Source organism: Arcicella rosea, from assembly GCF_014204325.1.
GTDB lineage: Bacteria > Bacteroidota > Bacteroidia > Cytophagales > Spirosomataceae > Arcicella > Arcicella rosea_A.
Window position 1 is genome coordinate 1 of the sequence record NZ_JACHKT010000035.1, and the last position, 15,820, is coordinate 15,820.

The window sequence follows — 15,820 nt, forward strand, 5'->3', positions numbered from 1 at the left end:
AGTAGGAATTCGTTGTCCATCAATCATAAAAAAGCGGTCGAAAAACTAATTTCGACCGCTTTTTTATGATTTTAAAATTCGGGATGACTCATGTTAATCAAGAAATACTACTTCGTTCCATATTTCTCAGCATATTTTTTATACAAACGTTTTTGTTTGTCGTCCAAATCTACTTTGCGACCTTGGATGAATGCTTGTTCTACTTTCGCAGTACGCATGTCTAATACATCGCCAGCAGAAACTATCAAAGTAGCGTGTTTGCCTACTTCTAAAGTACCTACATATTTATCAATACCTAAGATTTTTGCATTGTTGGCAGTGATTAACTTTAAAGCATCTTCTTTATCCATTCCGTGGCCAGCAACAGTTCCAGCTACGAAAGGTAAATTACGAGTTCTCCAGTTTAAACCAATATAAGCTAAGCCAACCAAAACACCTTTTTGTTGTAATAATTGTGGTAATTTATAAGGCAAATCAGTATCGTCATCAACTTTGTTTGGTAAACGGTGTGTTGTACCAACGATAACTGGAACATTATTTTCTTTCAAGAAATCAGCCGCTAATAATGATTCTTCACCACCAATAATTACGATTTTCTTTACTCCTTTAGCTTTAGCAAATTGAACTGCTTCGATGATTTCTTTTCCATAATCAGCAGAAATGTATAGATTTTTTGAACCATCAAAAAGTCCTTTCATGGCTTCCAATTTTACATTAATAACCGCTGGACTTTTTACTTGAGCGTATGCGATGGCATCATCAAAAGTTTTGTCGATTTCTCTTAATAATTCATCTCTTTTATCATTTCTTTTTGTCGTTGCAGTGAAAGAAGCAAAATCAAATTCACGTTTGAAATAGCCAATCCAATTGATATGAATACCATCGTCTTTTTTCAATACTGCGTCTTCCCAGTTCCAACCATCCAATTGCATGATTGATGACATTCCAGTAATAATGTCACCTTGTGGAGTAGCTTGTGTCAACAAAATACCGTTACTTCTTACAGTTGGAATCAATTCTGAATCTGTATTATAAGCAATCAAAGCACGAACGTGTGGATTGAATGGGCCAATTTCAGCTTGGTCGTCAGTAGCACGAACAGCTTCAATTTCAACCATACCTAATTGGTTAGCAGGTGAAATTAAACCTGGATAAACGCTTTTGCCAGCTACATCAATTACTTCAGTATTTGCTTTGTTGAAAGAAGTATTAGCATCGCCAACAGCGGTAATAATTCCTTTGTCAAAAACGATTACTCCGTTCTGAATTACTTTTCCTGCGGCAGTATGAATCTTTGCACCCGTCAAAGCGATAGCTTTGGTTTGTGGTGAACCCGCTGCCTGATTTTGCGCAAACATTGTATTCGCCAGCAATAGGAATACAAGGCAGTATATGTATTTTATGTTTTTCATTGTATGTTCTTTTGAAAAAATGTTTTAAGTCTATGAGTTCATGAGTTTAACGTTGATGAGTAAATGCTAAAAATAATTTTAATCACTCAGTCGCTATTCACTCAATCACAACTATTAATCATGGTCATGACCTTCAGATTGAGAAACGCCAGTTTCCTTATAAGCTCCAGTTTCTTCGGTTAGGTCACCTTCAGAATTACAAACGAATAATCTTGGTCTTCTAACTTCTGGTTTTACCGTAGCAGCACCGCCCGCTTTAGCGTTTAACATTTTTTGAGTAATACGATTACGTTCAGCAGCAATTTTTAAACGTAATTCTTTATCTTTCTCAAGGTCGAAATACGTAGCACCGTCGATAATTACTTTTTCAGGTTTTGCATAAACTGAAAGTGGATTATTATTCCATAACACTATGTCTGCATCTTTTCCTACTTTGATACTTCCTAAACGATTATCCAAATGCAACATTTTTGCTGGATTCAACGTAACCATTTTCCAAGCTTGTTCTTCAGTCATACCGCCATACATTACTGTTTTAGCAGCTTCTTGGTTCAAACGACGAGCCATTTCTGCATCATCAGAGTTGATAGATGTATTTACGCCTACTTTCGTCATCAATGCCGCATTGAATGGAATGGCTTCTTTTACTTCCATTTTATAAGCCCACCAGTCAGAGAAAGTAGAAGCATTTGCACCATGCTCTTTCATTTTATCTGCTACTTTATAACCTTCCAAAATGTGCGTGAAAGTATTTACCTTAAAGCCTAATGAATCGGCAACTTTCAATAACATATTGATTTCAGATTGAACATACGAGTGACAAGTAATGAATCTTTTCTTGTTCAAAATTTCTACCAAAGCATCTAATTCTAAATCACGTTTTACTGGAGCCAATGCAGGATTTGCTGCTGCCGCTTTTGTTGCTTTTTCGTATTCTTTTGCTCTTAAGAAAGCATCCATCATGATTTGCTCAACACCCATTCTTGTTTGTGGGAAACGGATTCTAGCACGGTCGCCCCAGTTAGCTTGCTTTACGTTTTCACCCAAAGCGAATTTGATAAAACCATCTGCATTTGGAATTTTCAAAGCATCTGGTGCTTCGCCCCATTTCAATTTGATAATGGCCGATTGTCCACCGATTGAATTTGCCGAACCGTGTAATAATTGAGAAGAAGTAACTCCACCCGCTAATTGACGATAAATGTTAACGTCTTCTGAATTCACCACGTCTTCCATTCTTACTTCAGAAGTAACAGATTGTGTACCTTCGTTCACTGATAATAAAGCAATGTGTGAATGTTCGTCAAAAATACCGTTTGTTAAATGTTTGCCAGTTCCGTCGATTACTTTTGCACCACTTTCAGAAAGATTTTTACCTACTTTCGCAATTTTACCATTTTGTAAAAGTACGTCTGTATTTGCGATGATACCATCTTTTTCGTTCGTCCAAACCGTTGCATTTTTTACTAAAATAGTTTCAATTTTTGGTTTTTCTTCTGTTCCGTAGCTAGTGAAAGGATATGATAATTTTCCGATTTCTGGAACTACTTTTTTAGCAGTATCTACTTTTGCAGGTGTTTCTTTGAAAGCTTCTTTGAAAGTAGCGGTGAAAACAACCGCTTGTCCGTTGGCATCTAAACCATCACCTTTAAAATTCTTTCCATCGAAATAAGTGCTGATGCGAGTATCACCTTTGTCTTTTTTAGGATCAAGTTTAAAACTCAAAGTGAAATTTTCGCCAACTCTAGTCACTTTAGGACTTACTTTGATAGAATCTGTTACCACAATTTGGAAATCTGGTTTTTCTACTTTTCCAGTAACATTTAATTTCAAACCAGTTTTACTTCCTAAAGTTAAATCATAATTCGCACGAACATCAACAACGTTCATGTTTGAAATCACATAACGTTTTCCTTTTACCCAGTTTTCAAAAATTACGTTTCCGTCTTTGAAAAGATTATCAGAAGTAATCAAAAAATTCGCCAACATTCCCACTTTTAATGAACCTACTAAATTATCAACTTTCATCAATTGTGCTGGCGTAGAAGTAATGGCTGCTAAAGCAATTTTTTCATCTAAACCATATTCAATTGCTTTACGAAGGTTCGCCATAAAATCTGCTTTCGATTTTAAGTTTGAACTTGTAAAGGCAAAACTCACACCCGCTTTTGATAATAAAGAAGCATTTGCTGGTGCCATTTCCCAATGTTTCATTTCTGCCAAAGAAACCACAGAAGCATCATAAGGATCTTCAACGTCTGGTGTAGTCGGGAAATTTAAAGGTAAAATTAAAGTAGCACCTGTTGCTTTTACCTCATCAAGACGTTGATACTCATCGCCCATTCCTTTGATGATGTATTGAACGCCAAATTCTTTAGCGATTTTGTTGGCACGAAGAATTCCTAATTTATCACCCACTTCAAATACTTGTGGAATGCCTTGATTGGCATTGAAAGCATCTAAAGAAATATTAAACTCAACTTTGTTTTTTGATTTTTTGAACCAATCTGCATCATAATAAGTCTGGCGAATTAATGCCACAGAACCCATCATAGAGTTTGGATAGTCTTGCGTAGAAGTTCCTTTTGAGAAAGAGTAATGAGCAGAAACTTTACTTTTTAACAAAGCGTCTTGGTCACGACCATCGCCCAAAGCCAATAAAGTAGAAGTACCTCTCACGATTCCGTCTTGCACGTGGCTAATAGTAGCACCAAATCCAGCTTTACGAAATTCGTCTGCTGTTGTTGGGTTGATGGTGAAAAGACTTGCCGCATCTACTTCTGGCAAAATAGCTTGGTTCCAGTTATAAGCACCTTTTTTCTTAGATTCAAATTGTGGGTCAGCTCTGAAACCTCTTCCACCTTCACTTTTATTTTCGGGTATGCCATAATTTGAATAAACTTCTACCAAAGAAGGATAAATTCTTTTTCCTTTTAAATCTGTAACGGTAGTTCCTGTAGGAATGCTGATGCCCTTGCCAACTGCTTCAATGACTGAACCACGAATTAATAATGTTGCCCCTTCAAGCGTAGTATTGGCATCCACAACAATCGTTACATTGGTGAAAGCGTAAAGGTTTGGTCTTTCGTCCTGAACGCCATTGCGAGGGGAGAATTGTGTTTGCGCATGAACTATTGACCCCAACAGTAGTATGTTAATAAGGGTAATAAAAAGTTTTTTCATGTTTTGTTGATTTATGTGAGTGTGATAAATAATAATAAGGTCTAAAAATAGAGTCAAAATTAGAAATATCCTATTTCACTTTTATTTTTTCGCTCAAATAAGCCTTTATAATGCTTAGTGGTTTGTAAAAGTGATAATTCATAAATAGTTTCTAATTTAAATTAACTGATTGACCTTCTTTTTTAGAAAAGTTTTGCTGTAAACGTTTCCGTAAACGTTTACGGAAAAATATTCAAAAAAAACCTTGAAAAGTGATATTTATTTGATATATCTTTAAGAGAAAATTATACAGATACTTTTATTTTATCTATGATAACTACTAAAAAAATAATCGACGAGGTTGCATTATGGAATGAATTTAGAGCAGGAGACCATGCTGCTTTTTCTTCAATTTATCATAACTATGTTAGTTTATTGTACAATTATAGTACAAGTATTACCGCAGATAGAGAATTGATCAAAGATTGCTTGCACGACTTATTTGTAGAATTGTGGAAAAACCATCGGAATTTAGGTGAAACAACTTCTATTCGCTATTACTTGATGGCTTCTATCAAAAGAAAATTGGTACGTCATTTAGAAACTCAACAACGCCATTTCCAGCATCAAGAGGCTTATTATCTTGAAAACCCAGATTTTATTACTTCGCATGAAAACCGTTTGGTGGCTTTTGAAGAAGAACAATCTTTTAGTGATACTTTGGCGGAGTCATTCAAGTATCTGACAAAACGTCAGCGTGAAGCAATTTCATTGAAATTTTTTCATGATATGGACACTGACCAGATTTCTAGTAAGATGAGTATCAATCCGCAGTCGGTTTACAATCTTATTTTTGGGGCATTAAAAATTTTAAAAGAACACATTTCCGTAGAAAAACTCACAATCGCATGATATAAATTTACTTTTTGTACTTAGAGCCAAAATCACCAGATTTTGGCTCTTTTTTTTTGTCAAATTATTAGATTAATACATTTTTTAAAAAAAATAGTAATAAATGAGTAGAAAGCATAATTGACGAGTCTTTTATTCATAATACAAGTTTTACTTAAAATATTTATAAAATTGTTTGAACAGCGATTCACAAAGTACAAAGATTTTATGTCTGAAGATTTTATGTCAGACAGTTGCTTCATTGATTGGGTAAAATCAGAAAATCAGGTAGTCGAAAATAATTTTTGGCAAGCCTTTTTAAAAAAATACCCTGAGAAGCAAGAAGAAATCGAAATAGCAAAATTTATTCTAAACAGCCATGAAAAGAATGTTTTGCCAGAAAACGAAGTAGAATCGCTCTGGAGTCGTATCAATTTAACCATTTCAATTTTTTAATAATCAGAATACTTTAACTATCACAATTAAATCAATTAAAAACACATGGGTATGAAATCTTTACTTAAATTAAAAAGTAATGTAGGTTGGGCAATATGTTTAATGCTCATCACGATTACGATGTCCAGTTTTGGGCAGCAGACGATTACTGGGAAAATCACGTCAGCAGATGATTCTCAAGCAATCCCAGGAGTTAGTGTTATTGTGAAAGGTACAAGCAGAGGAACTACAACTGATGCTTCAGGGGTGTATAAAATTGCTGCGGCTAATAATGCTACCTTAGTATTTTCAGCAGTTGGTTTTTCTTCAAAAGAAGTAGCTGTTGCGAATCGTTCAGTTGTGGATGTAAAATTGAACACAGATGTTCAATCTTTGGAAGAAGTAGTTGTAGTTGGTTATGGTACACAGAAAAAGAGCCAATTAACAGGGGCTATTTCTTCGGTATCTGCCAAGCAAATTACTGAAATGCCTATTACAAACTTAGGTCAAGCTATTCAGGGACGTATCGCAGGGGTAGATGTAGCTCAGTCGGGAAGTAAACCAGGTTCAACTCCAAATATCCTGATTCGTGGTCGTCGTTCTTTTAATGCTGGAAATAATCCTCTATACGTGGTTGATGGAATACCGATGACAGGTGACAGAAATGAATTAGCGAACAATCGTCCTTTTGATTTTGCTTCAGGAGGTTACGAAGATATTAATCCAAATGATGTTGCTTCATTAGAGGTTTTGAAAGATGCTTCTGCGGCTGCAATTTATGGAGCAAGAGGTGCAAATGGCGTTATTTTGGTTACTACTAAGAGAGGCAACACCAAAGGGAAAACAACCATTACCTATGACAATTTCTTTGGAACAAGTAAAGTTTTAGATAAAATAAACTTATTTAGTGGGTCTGAATTTGCTGAATATGTACGTGAAGCCTACCGTGCTACGGGTGGATACAAAGATGCAAATGGAGTAGCTGTTCCGACGGGTGTAGCTGATGCTTTTGCAGACTCAAAAGTTGCGGTTTTGGGAGGAGACCCTGCTGTAGCAGATGGTATTACAAACAATAGAAATACAGATTGGCAATCTTTAATGTTGAAAACAGGGATAACTCAAAATCATACTTTGGGAATTCAAGGAGGTAACGAAAAAACTCAATTTTATATCTCAGGCGGGTTTTTCCAAGACAAAGGTATTGCGGAAGGGTTGGATTTTACTCGTTATTCTTTCAGAGCAAACATTGATCATCAATTAAATAAAACATTCAGGATTGGGGTATCTTCTTACATGATGAATAGCGTTAGAAATGGTGCAACTTTAAATCCTTACGCTTTTTCATTACAACAAAATCCTTTAGCCAATCCTTATAATGCGGATGGAAGTATCAAGTTTGCACCTACCAATGATGCTCTTTTAACAAATCCTCTGTCAGAAATTGTACCAGGGGCTCAAGTGGATGAAATTAAGAAGTACCGTATTTTTAATAGTATCAATGTTGAAGCTAAAATTATGGAAGGGCTTAGTTATAAAATCAATTTTGGCCCAGATTTTACCATTGCACGAAACGGACGATTTGTGGGTGCTTTAACAAATCTTAATAAAAATGGAAGCAATTTTGCTTCGGTAAACAATCAAATTGGTTTCAACTGGACACTTGAAAATATTATTAACTACCACAAAACTTTCAAAGGTGTGCATAATGTTAATTTCACAGCACTTCATTCTATCCAGCGTGAAAATTTCGAGTATTACAGCGTGTCAAATTCTGGCATACCTGTTGAAACTCAGCAATTTTTTAGTCTTGGAACTACCAGTGGAACAAACATAGTTCCTAATAGTGGTTTAATTCCATGGACTATTAACTCTTACATGGGACGTATCAACTATGATTATAAAGATAAATATTTAGTAACAGCTACTTTGCGGAGGGATGGTTCGAGTAAATTTGGAGAGAACGTGAAATATGGTAATTTCCCAGGAGTTGCATTGGCTTGGAATATTAGTAATGAACCTTTCATGAAGGAAGTTTTAGCAATTGATCAATTGAAGTTGAGAGCCAGTATTGGAACTGTAGGAAATCAAGGAGTTATACCGTTTCAAACCCAAGGACAGCTAGGTCGTACTGCTTACGCATGGAATACGACTCCTGCATTCGGTTATCGCCCAAATATCATTGGTAATCCAGATTTAAAATGGGAAACCTCTACTTCTAAAAACATTGGAGTAGATTTCTCTTTATGGAAAGGTAAAATTTCTGGTTCATTAGAATTATATCAAACCAATACGACTGACTTACTTTTATCTGATTTTTTACCAACTTCAACCGCATTTGAAGCAATAACTCGTAACGTTGGTGAAACTCAAAATTCGGGTATTGAATTAGGAATCACTACCGTAAATGTGGATAAAGGCGGTTTTAAATGGTCATCTGACATTGTTTTTACAAAAAATACTGAAAAAATCATCTCTTTGTATAATGGTGCAAAAGATGATATTGGTAACAAATGGTTTATTGGTCAGCCATTATCAGCAATTTATGATTTAAAAAAATTAGGTATTTGGCAAACTAATGAAGCAGATGCAGCTAAGGCCTTAGGTAGTTCAGTTGGACAAATTAAAATTGAAGATAATAATGGACGTGATGCCAACGGTAATCTGACAGGTTTGCCTGATGGAAAAATCACGCAAGACGACAGAGTAATTTTGGGTTCAGATATTCCAAACTGGACGGGAAGTATTACCAACCGTTTTAGTTATAAAGGATTTGATTTGAATTTTATTTTTTATGCACGTCAAGGACAAACAATTATAAGTGGGTTTCACCAGAGTTTAAACCAATTGGCTGGTCGTTATCAACAAATGAAGGTTGATTATTGGACTCCAAATAATCCAACGAATGAGTTTCCACAACCAAAATCTAATCAAGAATTTCCAGTGAATAATGGTGCTATCATCAATTTTGATGGTTCTTTCGTAAAACTTCGTAATATTAACTTTGGATATGCTGTTCCTCAGAAATACGCTAAAATGATTGGCTTGGAATCTTTAAGATTCTTTACCAGTATTCAACAACCATTTATTTGGTCAACATATCGCTCAAAATATAACGGTGTTGATCCAGAAACTGCTGGCAATAGAGTAGAAAGAGACGTTACTCCTGCTACTACAATCACAACCTTTGGGTTGAATGCTAAATTCTAATATTTATTAAAAATTAATGGGTTGAATCATTTCTGTTTGTAAAAATATTTATTGGTTCATTCTGATATAAAACATAAGAAAATGAAAAGAATATATTTTAGTTTAAAAAAATCAATAACCCTAATGAGTTTTGCAGTCTTTATGCTCATTAGTCAATCTTGTTCAGACTTACTGAAAGAAGAAATAGTGTCGGGCGTTGGTAATGATTATATCAATACTCCTGCTGGATTCAATGCTGCCATAAATTCTGCTTATGCGTCATTGAGAGGATTTTATGGAACTCAAATGGGGCTAACCGTAACGGAGTATGGGACAGATTTATATGCCACAGGTGCCGATGGAAGTTATAAAGGCTTTCACTTCTATGACTCACAATTAAATTCACAAGTGGATTGGTTAAAGTTAATTTGGGATGAATTGTATAGAGGTATCAATACTTGTAATGCAGTTATTGAAAGAGCTCCACAAGCAGCTGGTATATCTGATGCTTTGAAAAAACAGAGAGTAGCAGAAATGAAGTTTTTAAGGGGGCATCATTATTTCCTTTTGTTGCAACAATGGGGAGCAGTAGATTTAAGATTGACTGAAACCTTAGTCCCAACAAAAGTTACGAAAAGAGCAACCGAAGCACAAATGTATACCGCCATTATTTCGGATCTTGAAGGAGCATTGCCAGATTTGGAAAATAAAGCAAAATCATCTGATTATGGTCGTGCAACTAAGGCGGCAGCAGAACATTTATTGGCTCGGGTATATTTGGCAAAAGCAACCTCTTCGGTAAAAGCTGCCGATGATTACACAAAAGCTGCTACTTATGCTCAAAATGTAATTTCTAATTATGGATTCAAATTATTACCTGATTTTGCGAGTGTATTCACTCAAGGTGCTGGTGAAATTAATGACGAGGTGATTTTTGCTGTTCAATACACAACTGACCCAGCAACAAACTTAGCACCAGCACCCTTAAATAATGGTCAACCAAGTGGTGATGGAAATACGCAGGGAAATAACCTTCATCTATTTTTCGGGATGCAATATGACACTCAGGCAGGTATGACACGGGATATTTTTTACGGCAGACCTTTCAAGCGTTTACGTCCTACAAAATACGCTCTTGAAACTGTTTTTGCTCTTGATAATCGTGTGAACGATTCTCGTTATAAAAAATCTTTTAGAGACACATGGTTGAGTAATAACCCTGGAACTTACAACACGGCATTTGATAATTCAAAAGCTAAAGTTACCTACAAAGCTGGGGATACTGCCATTTATATTCCTGGATATGAAATGCCATTAGCTGAAAGAGCTAAAAAACCTTATCAAGTATTAGTGCCAAGTGCTTACAATGAAGCTCTTTTCCCGACGTTGGTGAAGTTTATGGATCCACTTCGTCCTGATAGAACTTATGCACCGGGTAGCCGTGACTTCTTGGCATTTCGTTTGGCGGATACTTATTTGATGTTGGCTGAAGCATTGTTATTTCAAGGAAAAACTGCTGAGGCTACTGCAGCAGTAAATGTTGTTCGTCGTCGTGCTGCTTGGCCAGGTAAAACAACCGCAATGGAAATAACGTCTGCACAAATGACTTTTGACTTTTTGATGGACGAACGTGGACGTGAATTAGCAGGAGAACAAATTCGTTGGATGGACTTAAAACGTTGGGGTAAATTAGTGGAAAGAGTAAAATTAGCAAATCCGCAAGCAGCTGGTAATGTGAAAGATTTTCATAATTTACGTCCAATTCCACAATCACAAATTGATAGAACAGATGGAGGAGCAACAGCATTTCCTCAGAATAATGGATATTAATTGAGTGTTTAAATATTATTAAAAGAAAAGGGGAAATTGAAATTTCAATTTCCCCTTTTCTTTTAATAAGCATTCTGTATTTGAGTTTCTACAATCTAACTAAGACGGTCTTTAAAGCTTTCATAACCAAAAGATTTAATCAAATCAAAAGTATCATCTTCTCTCCAAATACCAATTGAAGGCAAGTTTACGCCATTGAAAGTTGTCGTTTTTACCATCGTATAATGAATCATATCATCAAAAACGATTGAATCTCCGATTTTTAAAGGCTCATCGAATGAGTAATCTCCGTAAAAATCACCTGCTAGACAAGTCATTCCACCAAAACGATAAGTATGTTTGCCCGCTACTGGTTCTTGATGTGCTCCTAAAATTTTAGGTTTATAAGGCATTTCTAAAGTATCGGGCATGTGTGCTGCAAAACTTACATCCAAAATTGCCACATTAATTCCTTGAGAATCAAGAATATCAAGGACTGTTGACGTCAAGTAACCTGTTCTCCAACCCACGGCTGAACCTGGCTCTAAAATGATTTTTAGATTTGGAAATCTATTTTTCAAACCCTTTAAAACACTGATTAAATGTTCTGGCTCATAATCGGCACGAGTAATCAAATGTCCTCCGCCTAAATTCAACCATTTGGCTTGTTTTAATAAGTCTCCAAAACGTTCTTCAATGGCTTTTAAAGTACGTTCCAAAGTATAAGAATCGTTTTCGCATAAAGTATGTGAATGCAACCCTTCAATACCTTCGGGCAAAGTATCGCCTAATTGATTACGAGTAATTCCCAAACGAGAACCCGCAATACAAGGATTATACATGTCTGTTTCTACTTCAGAATATTGAGGGTTGATACGAAGTCCACAGCTAATACCGTTTGCAATTGATTTTTCTTTGAATTTTTCAAACTGATTCAAAGAGTTAAAAGAAATATGCGAAGAGTAAGAAAGTAATTCATCAAATTCTTTATCTAAATATGCTGGAGAATATACATGAGCCTTTGAACCCATTTCTTCAAAAGCCAAACGTGCTTCGTGTAAAGAGCTTGCCGTAGCTCCAGCCAAATACTGTCGAACCATCGGAAATGTAGAGAACATCGAAAAGCCTTTTAAAGCACAGATGATTTCGATTCCTGCTTGTTGCTGAACGTATTGTAAAAGCTCTAAATTTTTACGTAATAACCTATCTTCTAATACATAACAAGGAGAAGGTATTTGTGAGAAATCAATCATATTAAATTGAAATTGATTATCAGGAAAGTAGTTTACTTACCGTTGATTGTATAATTCTTTGTTATTAAAATTGCCCGCATTTTTCAACACGGGCAATGGATTTTATCATTTTGATGTAATTATAAGCTCTTTTTAATGTTTTCTACTTTAGCTATTGGCACTTTTAGCGTTTCAGCAATCTGAGCAACGGTCAGTAAATTTGACAATAGTAATTGTTTAATATTGTCGTTAAGTGTTTTTTCTTTACCTCTTGCTTCACCTCTTGCTTCACCCTTTGCTTCGCCTTTTGCTTCACCTTTATTCATACCTTGTATGAAACGGATGTCTGTTTCTAAATCATAAACTATTGGCATATTAGTCGTCTGTTTGATAGTTTCTTCTTGTAAATCACGAAGTTTTGATAAAACCTCTAATTGCTTCATATATTTTCCAAAACGATTCTGTCCTTTTAATAGTTCGTCTAATTTATTCAAAATCTTATGAATGACTTTTTCAGGTGAAGTATTTTTGAAGTTGCAAAGAATCGATAAAATTACTTCTTCTGGAATTTCAGATTTAAGAAAATATTCGTAATCAAATTCATGAATATCAATAATTTCATATTCAAAAGTTAATCCTTGACTAACCAAATGGTTCGTCATTCGTTTGTGTTTATTTTTACCAATGTATAGCACAAATTGACGAACATCTGATTTATATTTTCTTAAAAGTAATGATTTATACTCCAGCATTCTATAAACCATGTCTTTTTCATCAATCGACTGGAACTCAATTTGTAGAATATAGCTCTGACTTTCTCCTATTTCTTTCACCTTTTTCAAAAAATCAGGCTTTCTTTCAATAGTTGTATGTAAGTCATCTTTAATAGTGGTGTATTTTGCTCCAGTTAAACCTAATAACTTCTGAGCAAAAGGAAGGAGAATAGGTTCAATATTCTCCTTTAAAATCCTATCGTATTCATTAATACTCATGCGGAAGTGTTCCGTTGATTTCCTCGTTCCAAGGTAAACCATGAATATTCAACATTGCCATAAATGGATCTGGATCTAATTCTTCACAATTCCAAACGCCTGGCTTCATCCATTCACCAGTTATCATCATCATGGCACCAATCATTGCTGGTACGCCTGTTGTATAACTTACACCCTGAGCTTGTACTTCTTTCCAACAATCTTGGTGTTTGCAATTGTTCCAAACATAATATGTTTTTTCAGCGCCGTCTTTAATACCTTTAATTTGACAACCGATTGAAGTTTCGCCTGTGTAGTTTTCTCCTAAAGAACCTGGTTCTGGAAGTACAGCTTTTAAAAATTCAAGTGGTACAATATCAATTCCTTGGAATTTGATGGGTGCGATGGATGTCATTCCAACATTTTCCAATACTTGTAAATGTGTAATATATTGTTGCCCGAAAGTCATCCAAAATCTTGCACGTTTTAAAGTAGGGAAGTTTTTCACCAATGATTCTAACTCTTCATGGTATAAAACATAAGATTCTTTTGGCCCGATGCCTGGGTATTCAATTGCTTTATGAATAGACATTGCTGGAATTTCTACCCATTCTCCATTTTCCCAGTAACGACCCGCTTGAGTAATCTCACGAATGTTAATTTCAGGGTTAAAGTTAGTAGCAAAAGCTTTTCCGTGGTCGCCAGCATTACAGTCGATAATGTCCAAATAGTGCATTTCATCGAAATGGTGCTTGTTTGCATAAGCTGTATAAACTTGAGTAACGCCCGGGTCGAACCCGCAACCTAGTAAAGCCATCAAGCCAGCTTCTTTAAAGCGTTCTTGATAAGCCCATTGCCAAGAATATTCAAATTTAGCAACATCTTTAGGCTCGTAATTAGCAGTATCCATGTAATGTACTCCTGTTTCCAAACAAGCATCCATGATTGTTAAATCTTGGTATGGAAGTGCTACGTTGATTACCATGAATGGTTTTACTTGATTAATTAAAGCAACCAATTCAGGAACATTATCAGCATCAACTTGAGCAGTTTCTACTTTAGTTGGTAAACCTATTTTAGCACATTCTTCAGCGATAGCATCACATTTACGTTTTGTACGGCTGGCTAAAACTACCTCAGAAAATACTTCTGGATTCATGGCACATTTCTTTACTACTACGTTTCCTACGCCACCTGCACCAATAATTAAAACTTTCTTACCCATTATTTTTTTGATGTTATCTGTTAGACGTTTATCACAAATACTTTTATTACCTATAATAAACATGAATATATCTGCAAAATTAGTTAAAGCTGAGAAATTATGGGAGATATATAGATTAAATTTGTATTGAGTAATTATAATTCTATAAATAGGCTTTGAAATGTATGTGCTAATGTTTGATAAAAAGAGTGAAAAAAATGTTAGGCATGGACTATGTTAGGATTAAAAGTTTTGTACTTGTAAGTTTGTATTTTATCAACCGTTTCAGAAATTTTAACGTTCTCTACGAAATGCTTCCAAATATTAGTCTCCTCTTTGCCAAATTCAATTATTTTGTCAGTAAGTATTTGCAAAATAAGTATTGGAATATTGGCGTTTGCCTACTGGTTTTTCTGGTTTTTTCTTTAATATATTTTCCAGAAGCTATTAGGAAAAGAGTAAACAATGACTGGCTAAGTATTGATCTTACAGTGCAAAAGTTTGTGAATGATAAAATTGAAAAGCCTTTACAACCAACTTTAAATTTCCCTTCTGAAGATCATTTTAGAAAGCGAGACCTGAGAATTACTCCTTATTTGTTGGCAAATATATTTGGGTTAAATGCTCTTCGATTATTCTATTTACAGATTTTATTACTTCCTGTTTTTATTTGGTTTTCAATCAGAATCATTTTTCGGGTCACCAAGAATGCTGCTTTGAGCTTTTGGGCAACCATTGCATTATTGTTTTCTTATGTTGGAAATTCATTTAATTACGATACGCTTTTTTACGATTCTTACGCTTATCTTGGTTTATTGATTGCCCTGTATTTTTACAAAAAACCAATAAGTATTTTGTTTTTGTTAGCAAGTTATTTTGTTGATGAAAGAAGTATCGTTCCCTCTTTGATTATTCCCTTATTCGCTGGATTGGCTACTTTCCCTTTAGAGCAAACAACACAAGATTTTAAAACTACGTTTCAGAAATTATTTATCCATAACAAATCATTTTGGATGGTTTTTATCAGTGTGTTGATTTATATTTTTATCAGAATTTTATTTTACAAAAATTATCATTTAGATACGCCTATCGGAAAAGATAGTGGTGTTTCATTAGGATTAGGCTTTATCCATCGTACAAAAATTCCTTTTGCTATTTTCTCTTCATTAAAATTAAATTTACTTCTTATCTTATCTACGTCTTTTTACTTAATCAAAAAGAAATATTACATAGTAGCACTTTGGTTTATTGGAATTTTTGTGGCTTGTTTTTTAGTAGGAACAGCCGTTGAAGATGTTACAAGAAGTTTGGCTTATACTTTTTTACTTGTTTTTGTGGTCTATTTATTGGTAGGACAAACGAATGAAAAAGTGAGTAGGTTTATTTATTTCATTGCTTTGGTAAATATTTTAACGCCAACTTATTCATTATTGTCTAGTTTGTATAGAATAGAAGCTTTCAGTTGGTTTGTTCATTTTTCACAGAAATATTAATTCACTAAATACGCTTTATTTTCTT

General features: G+C 34.8%; 10 protein-coding genes. 5 read left to right on the forward strand and 5 right to left on the reverse strand.

What is annotated here, in order from left to right; translation table 11 throughout:
* Window positions 1-107: 107 nt before the first annotated feature.
* Complete coding sequence (locus HNP25_RS18190) at window positions 108-1,412, reverse strand: amidohydrolase family protein (protein ID WP_184136544.1); 1,305 nt, start codon at window positions 1,410-1,412, stop codon at window positions 108-110.
* Between the two features lie 114 nt (window positions 1,413-1,526).
* Window positions 1,527-4,595 carry an amidohydrolase family protein gene (locus HNP25_RS18195; protein WP_184136546.1) on the reverse strand — a complete coding sequence of 1,023 codons (3,069 nt, stop codon included), beginning with the start codon at window positions 4,593-4,595 and terminating at the stop codon, window positions 1,527-1,529.
* Between the two features lie 309 nt (window positions 4,596-4,904).
* On the opposite strand from HNP25_RS18195, the gene HNP25_RS18200 reads away from it, so the two are divergent.
* From HNP25_RS18200 to HNP25_RS18215, 4 genes are all read left to right on the forward strand, one after another.
* Window positions 4,905-5,486: an RNA polymerase sigma factor gene (locus HNP25_RS18200; RefSeq protein WP_184136548.1), complete on the forward strand. Its 582-nt coding sequence runs from the start codon at window positions 4,905-4,907 to the stop codon at window positions 5,484-5,486.
* A gap of 207 nt (window positions 5,487-5,693) precedes the next feature.
* Window positions 5,694-5,921 carry a hypothetical protein gene (locus tag HNP25_RS18205; RefSeq protein ID WP_184136550.1) on the forward strand — a complete coding sequence of 76 codons (228 nt, stop codon included), beginning with the start codon at window positions 5,694-5,696 and terminating at the stop codon, window positions 5,919-5,921.
* Window positions 5,922-6,023: 102 nt separating this feature from the next.
* Window positions 6,024-9,107, forward strand: a complete 3,084-nt coding sequence (locus HNP25_RS18210) for a SusC/RagA family TonB-linked outer membrane protein (RefSeq protein ID WP_229202907.1) — start codon at window positions 6,024-6,026, stop codon at window positions 9,105-9,107.
* Between the two features lie 81 nt (window positions 9,108-9,188).
* The gene (locus HNP25_RS18215; protein WP_184136554.1) at window positions 9,189-10,916 is read left to right on the forward strand and encodes a RagB/SusD family nutrient uptake outer membrane protein; all 1,728 of its coding nucleotides are present in this window, start codon (window positions 9,189-9,191) and stop codon (window positions 10,914-10,916) included.
* 95 nt (window positions 10,917-11,011) lie between these two features.
* On the opposite strand, the gene nspC is transcribed toward HNP25_RS18215, so the two are convergent.
* The 3 genes from nspC to HNP25_RS18230 all read right to left on the reverse strand — a co-directional run bounded on the left by nspC (window position 11,012) and on the right by HNP25_RS18230 (window position 14,323).
* Window positions 11,012-12,148 carry a carboxynorspermidine decarboxylase gene (nspC, locus tag HNP25_RS18220; RefSeq protein WP_184136556.1) on the reverse strand — a complete coding sequence of 379 codons (1,137 nt, stop codon included), beginning with the start codon at window positions 12,146-12,148 and terminating at the stop codon, window positions 11,012-11,014.
* Between the two features lie 119 nt (window positions 12,149-12,267).
* Complete coding sequence (locus tag HNP25_RS18225; RefSeq protein ID WP_184136558.1) at window positions 12,268-13,119, reverse strand: RpnC/YadD family protein; 852 nt, start codon at window positions 13,117-13,119, stop codon at window positions 12,268-12,270.
* Window positions 13,109-14,323, reverse strand: coding sequence for a saccharopine dehydrogenase family protein (locus HNP25_RS18230; RefSeq protein ID WP_184136559.1), 1,215 nt, complete (start codon window positions 14,321-14,323; stop codon window positions 13,109-13,111). Before HNP25_RS18230 ends, HNP25_RS18225 begins: the two co-directional genes overlap by 11 nt.
* Before the next feature lie 188 nt (window positions 14,324-14,511).
* On the opposite strand from HNP25_RS18230, the gene HNP25_RS18235 reads away from it, so the two are divergent.
* The gene (locus HNP25_RS18235; RefSeq protein ID WP_184136561.1) at window positions 14,512-15,795 is read left to right on the forward strand and encodes a hypothetical protein; all 1,284 of its coding nucleotides are present in this window, start codon (window positions 14,512-14,514) and stop codon (window positions 15,793-15,795) included.
* The last annotated feature ends 25 nt before the right edge of the window (window positions 15,796-15,820 follow it).

What these genes read in the sequence shown, in the direction of transcription:
- nspC (WP_184136556.1), bottom strand. Translation starts at nt 12,148, where the DNA reads ATGATTGATTTCTCACAAATACCTTCTCCTTGTTATGTATTAGAAGAT.
- HNP25_RS18205 (WP_184136550.1), top strand. Translation starts at nt 5,694, where the DNA reads ATGTCTGAAGATTTTATGTCAGACAGTTGCTTCATTGATTGGGTAAAA.
- HNP25_RS18210 (WP_229202907.1), top strand. Translation starts at nt 6,024, where the DNA reads ATGCTCATCACGATTACGATGTCCAGTTTTGGGCAGCAGACGATTACT.
- HNP25_RS18230 (WP_184136559.1), bottom strand. Translation starts at nt 14,323, where the DNA reads ATGGGTAAGAAAGTTTTAATTATTGGTGCAGGTGGCGTAGGAAACGTA.
- HNP25_RS18190 (WP_184136544.1), bottom strand. Translation starts at nt 1,412, where the DNA reads ATGAAAAACATAAAATACATATACTGCCTTGTATTCCTATTGCTGGCG.
- HNP25_RS18195 (WP_184136546.1), bottom strand. Translation starts at nt 4,595, where the DNA reads ATGAAAAAACTTTTTATTACCCTTATTAACATACTACTGTTGGGGTCA.
- HNP25_RS18200 (WP_184136548.1), top strand. Translation starts at nt 4,905, where the DNA reads ATGATAACTACTAAAAAAATAATCGACGAGGTTGCATTATGGAATGAA.
- HNP25_RS18215 (WP_184136554.1), top strand. Translation starts at nt 9,189, where the DNA reads ATGAAAAGAATATATTTTAGTTTAAAAAAATCAATAACCCTAATGAGT.
- HNP25_RS18225 (WP_184136558.1), bottom strand. Translation starts at nt 13,119, where the DNA reads ATGAGTATTAATGAATACGATAGGATTTTAAAGGAGAATATTGAACCT.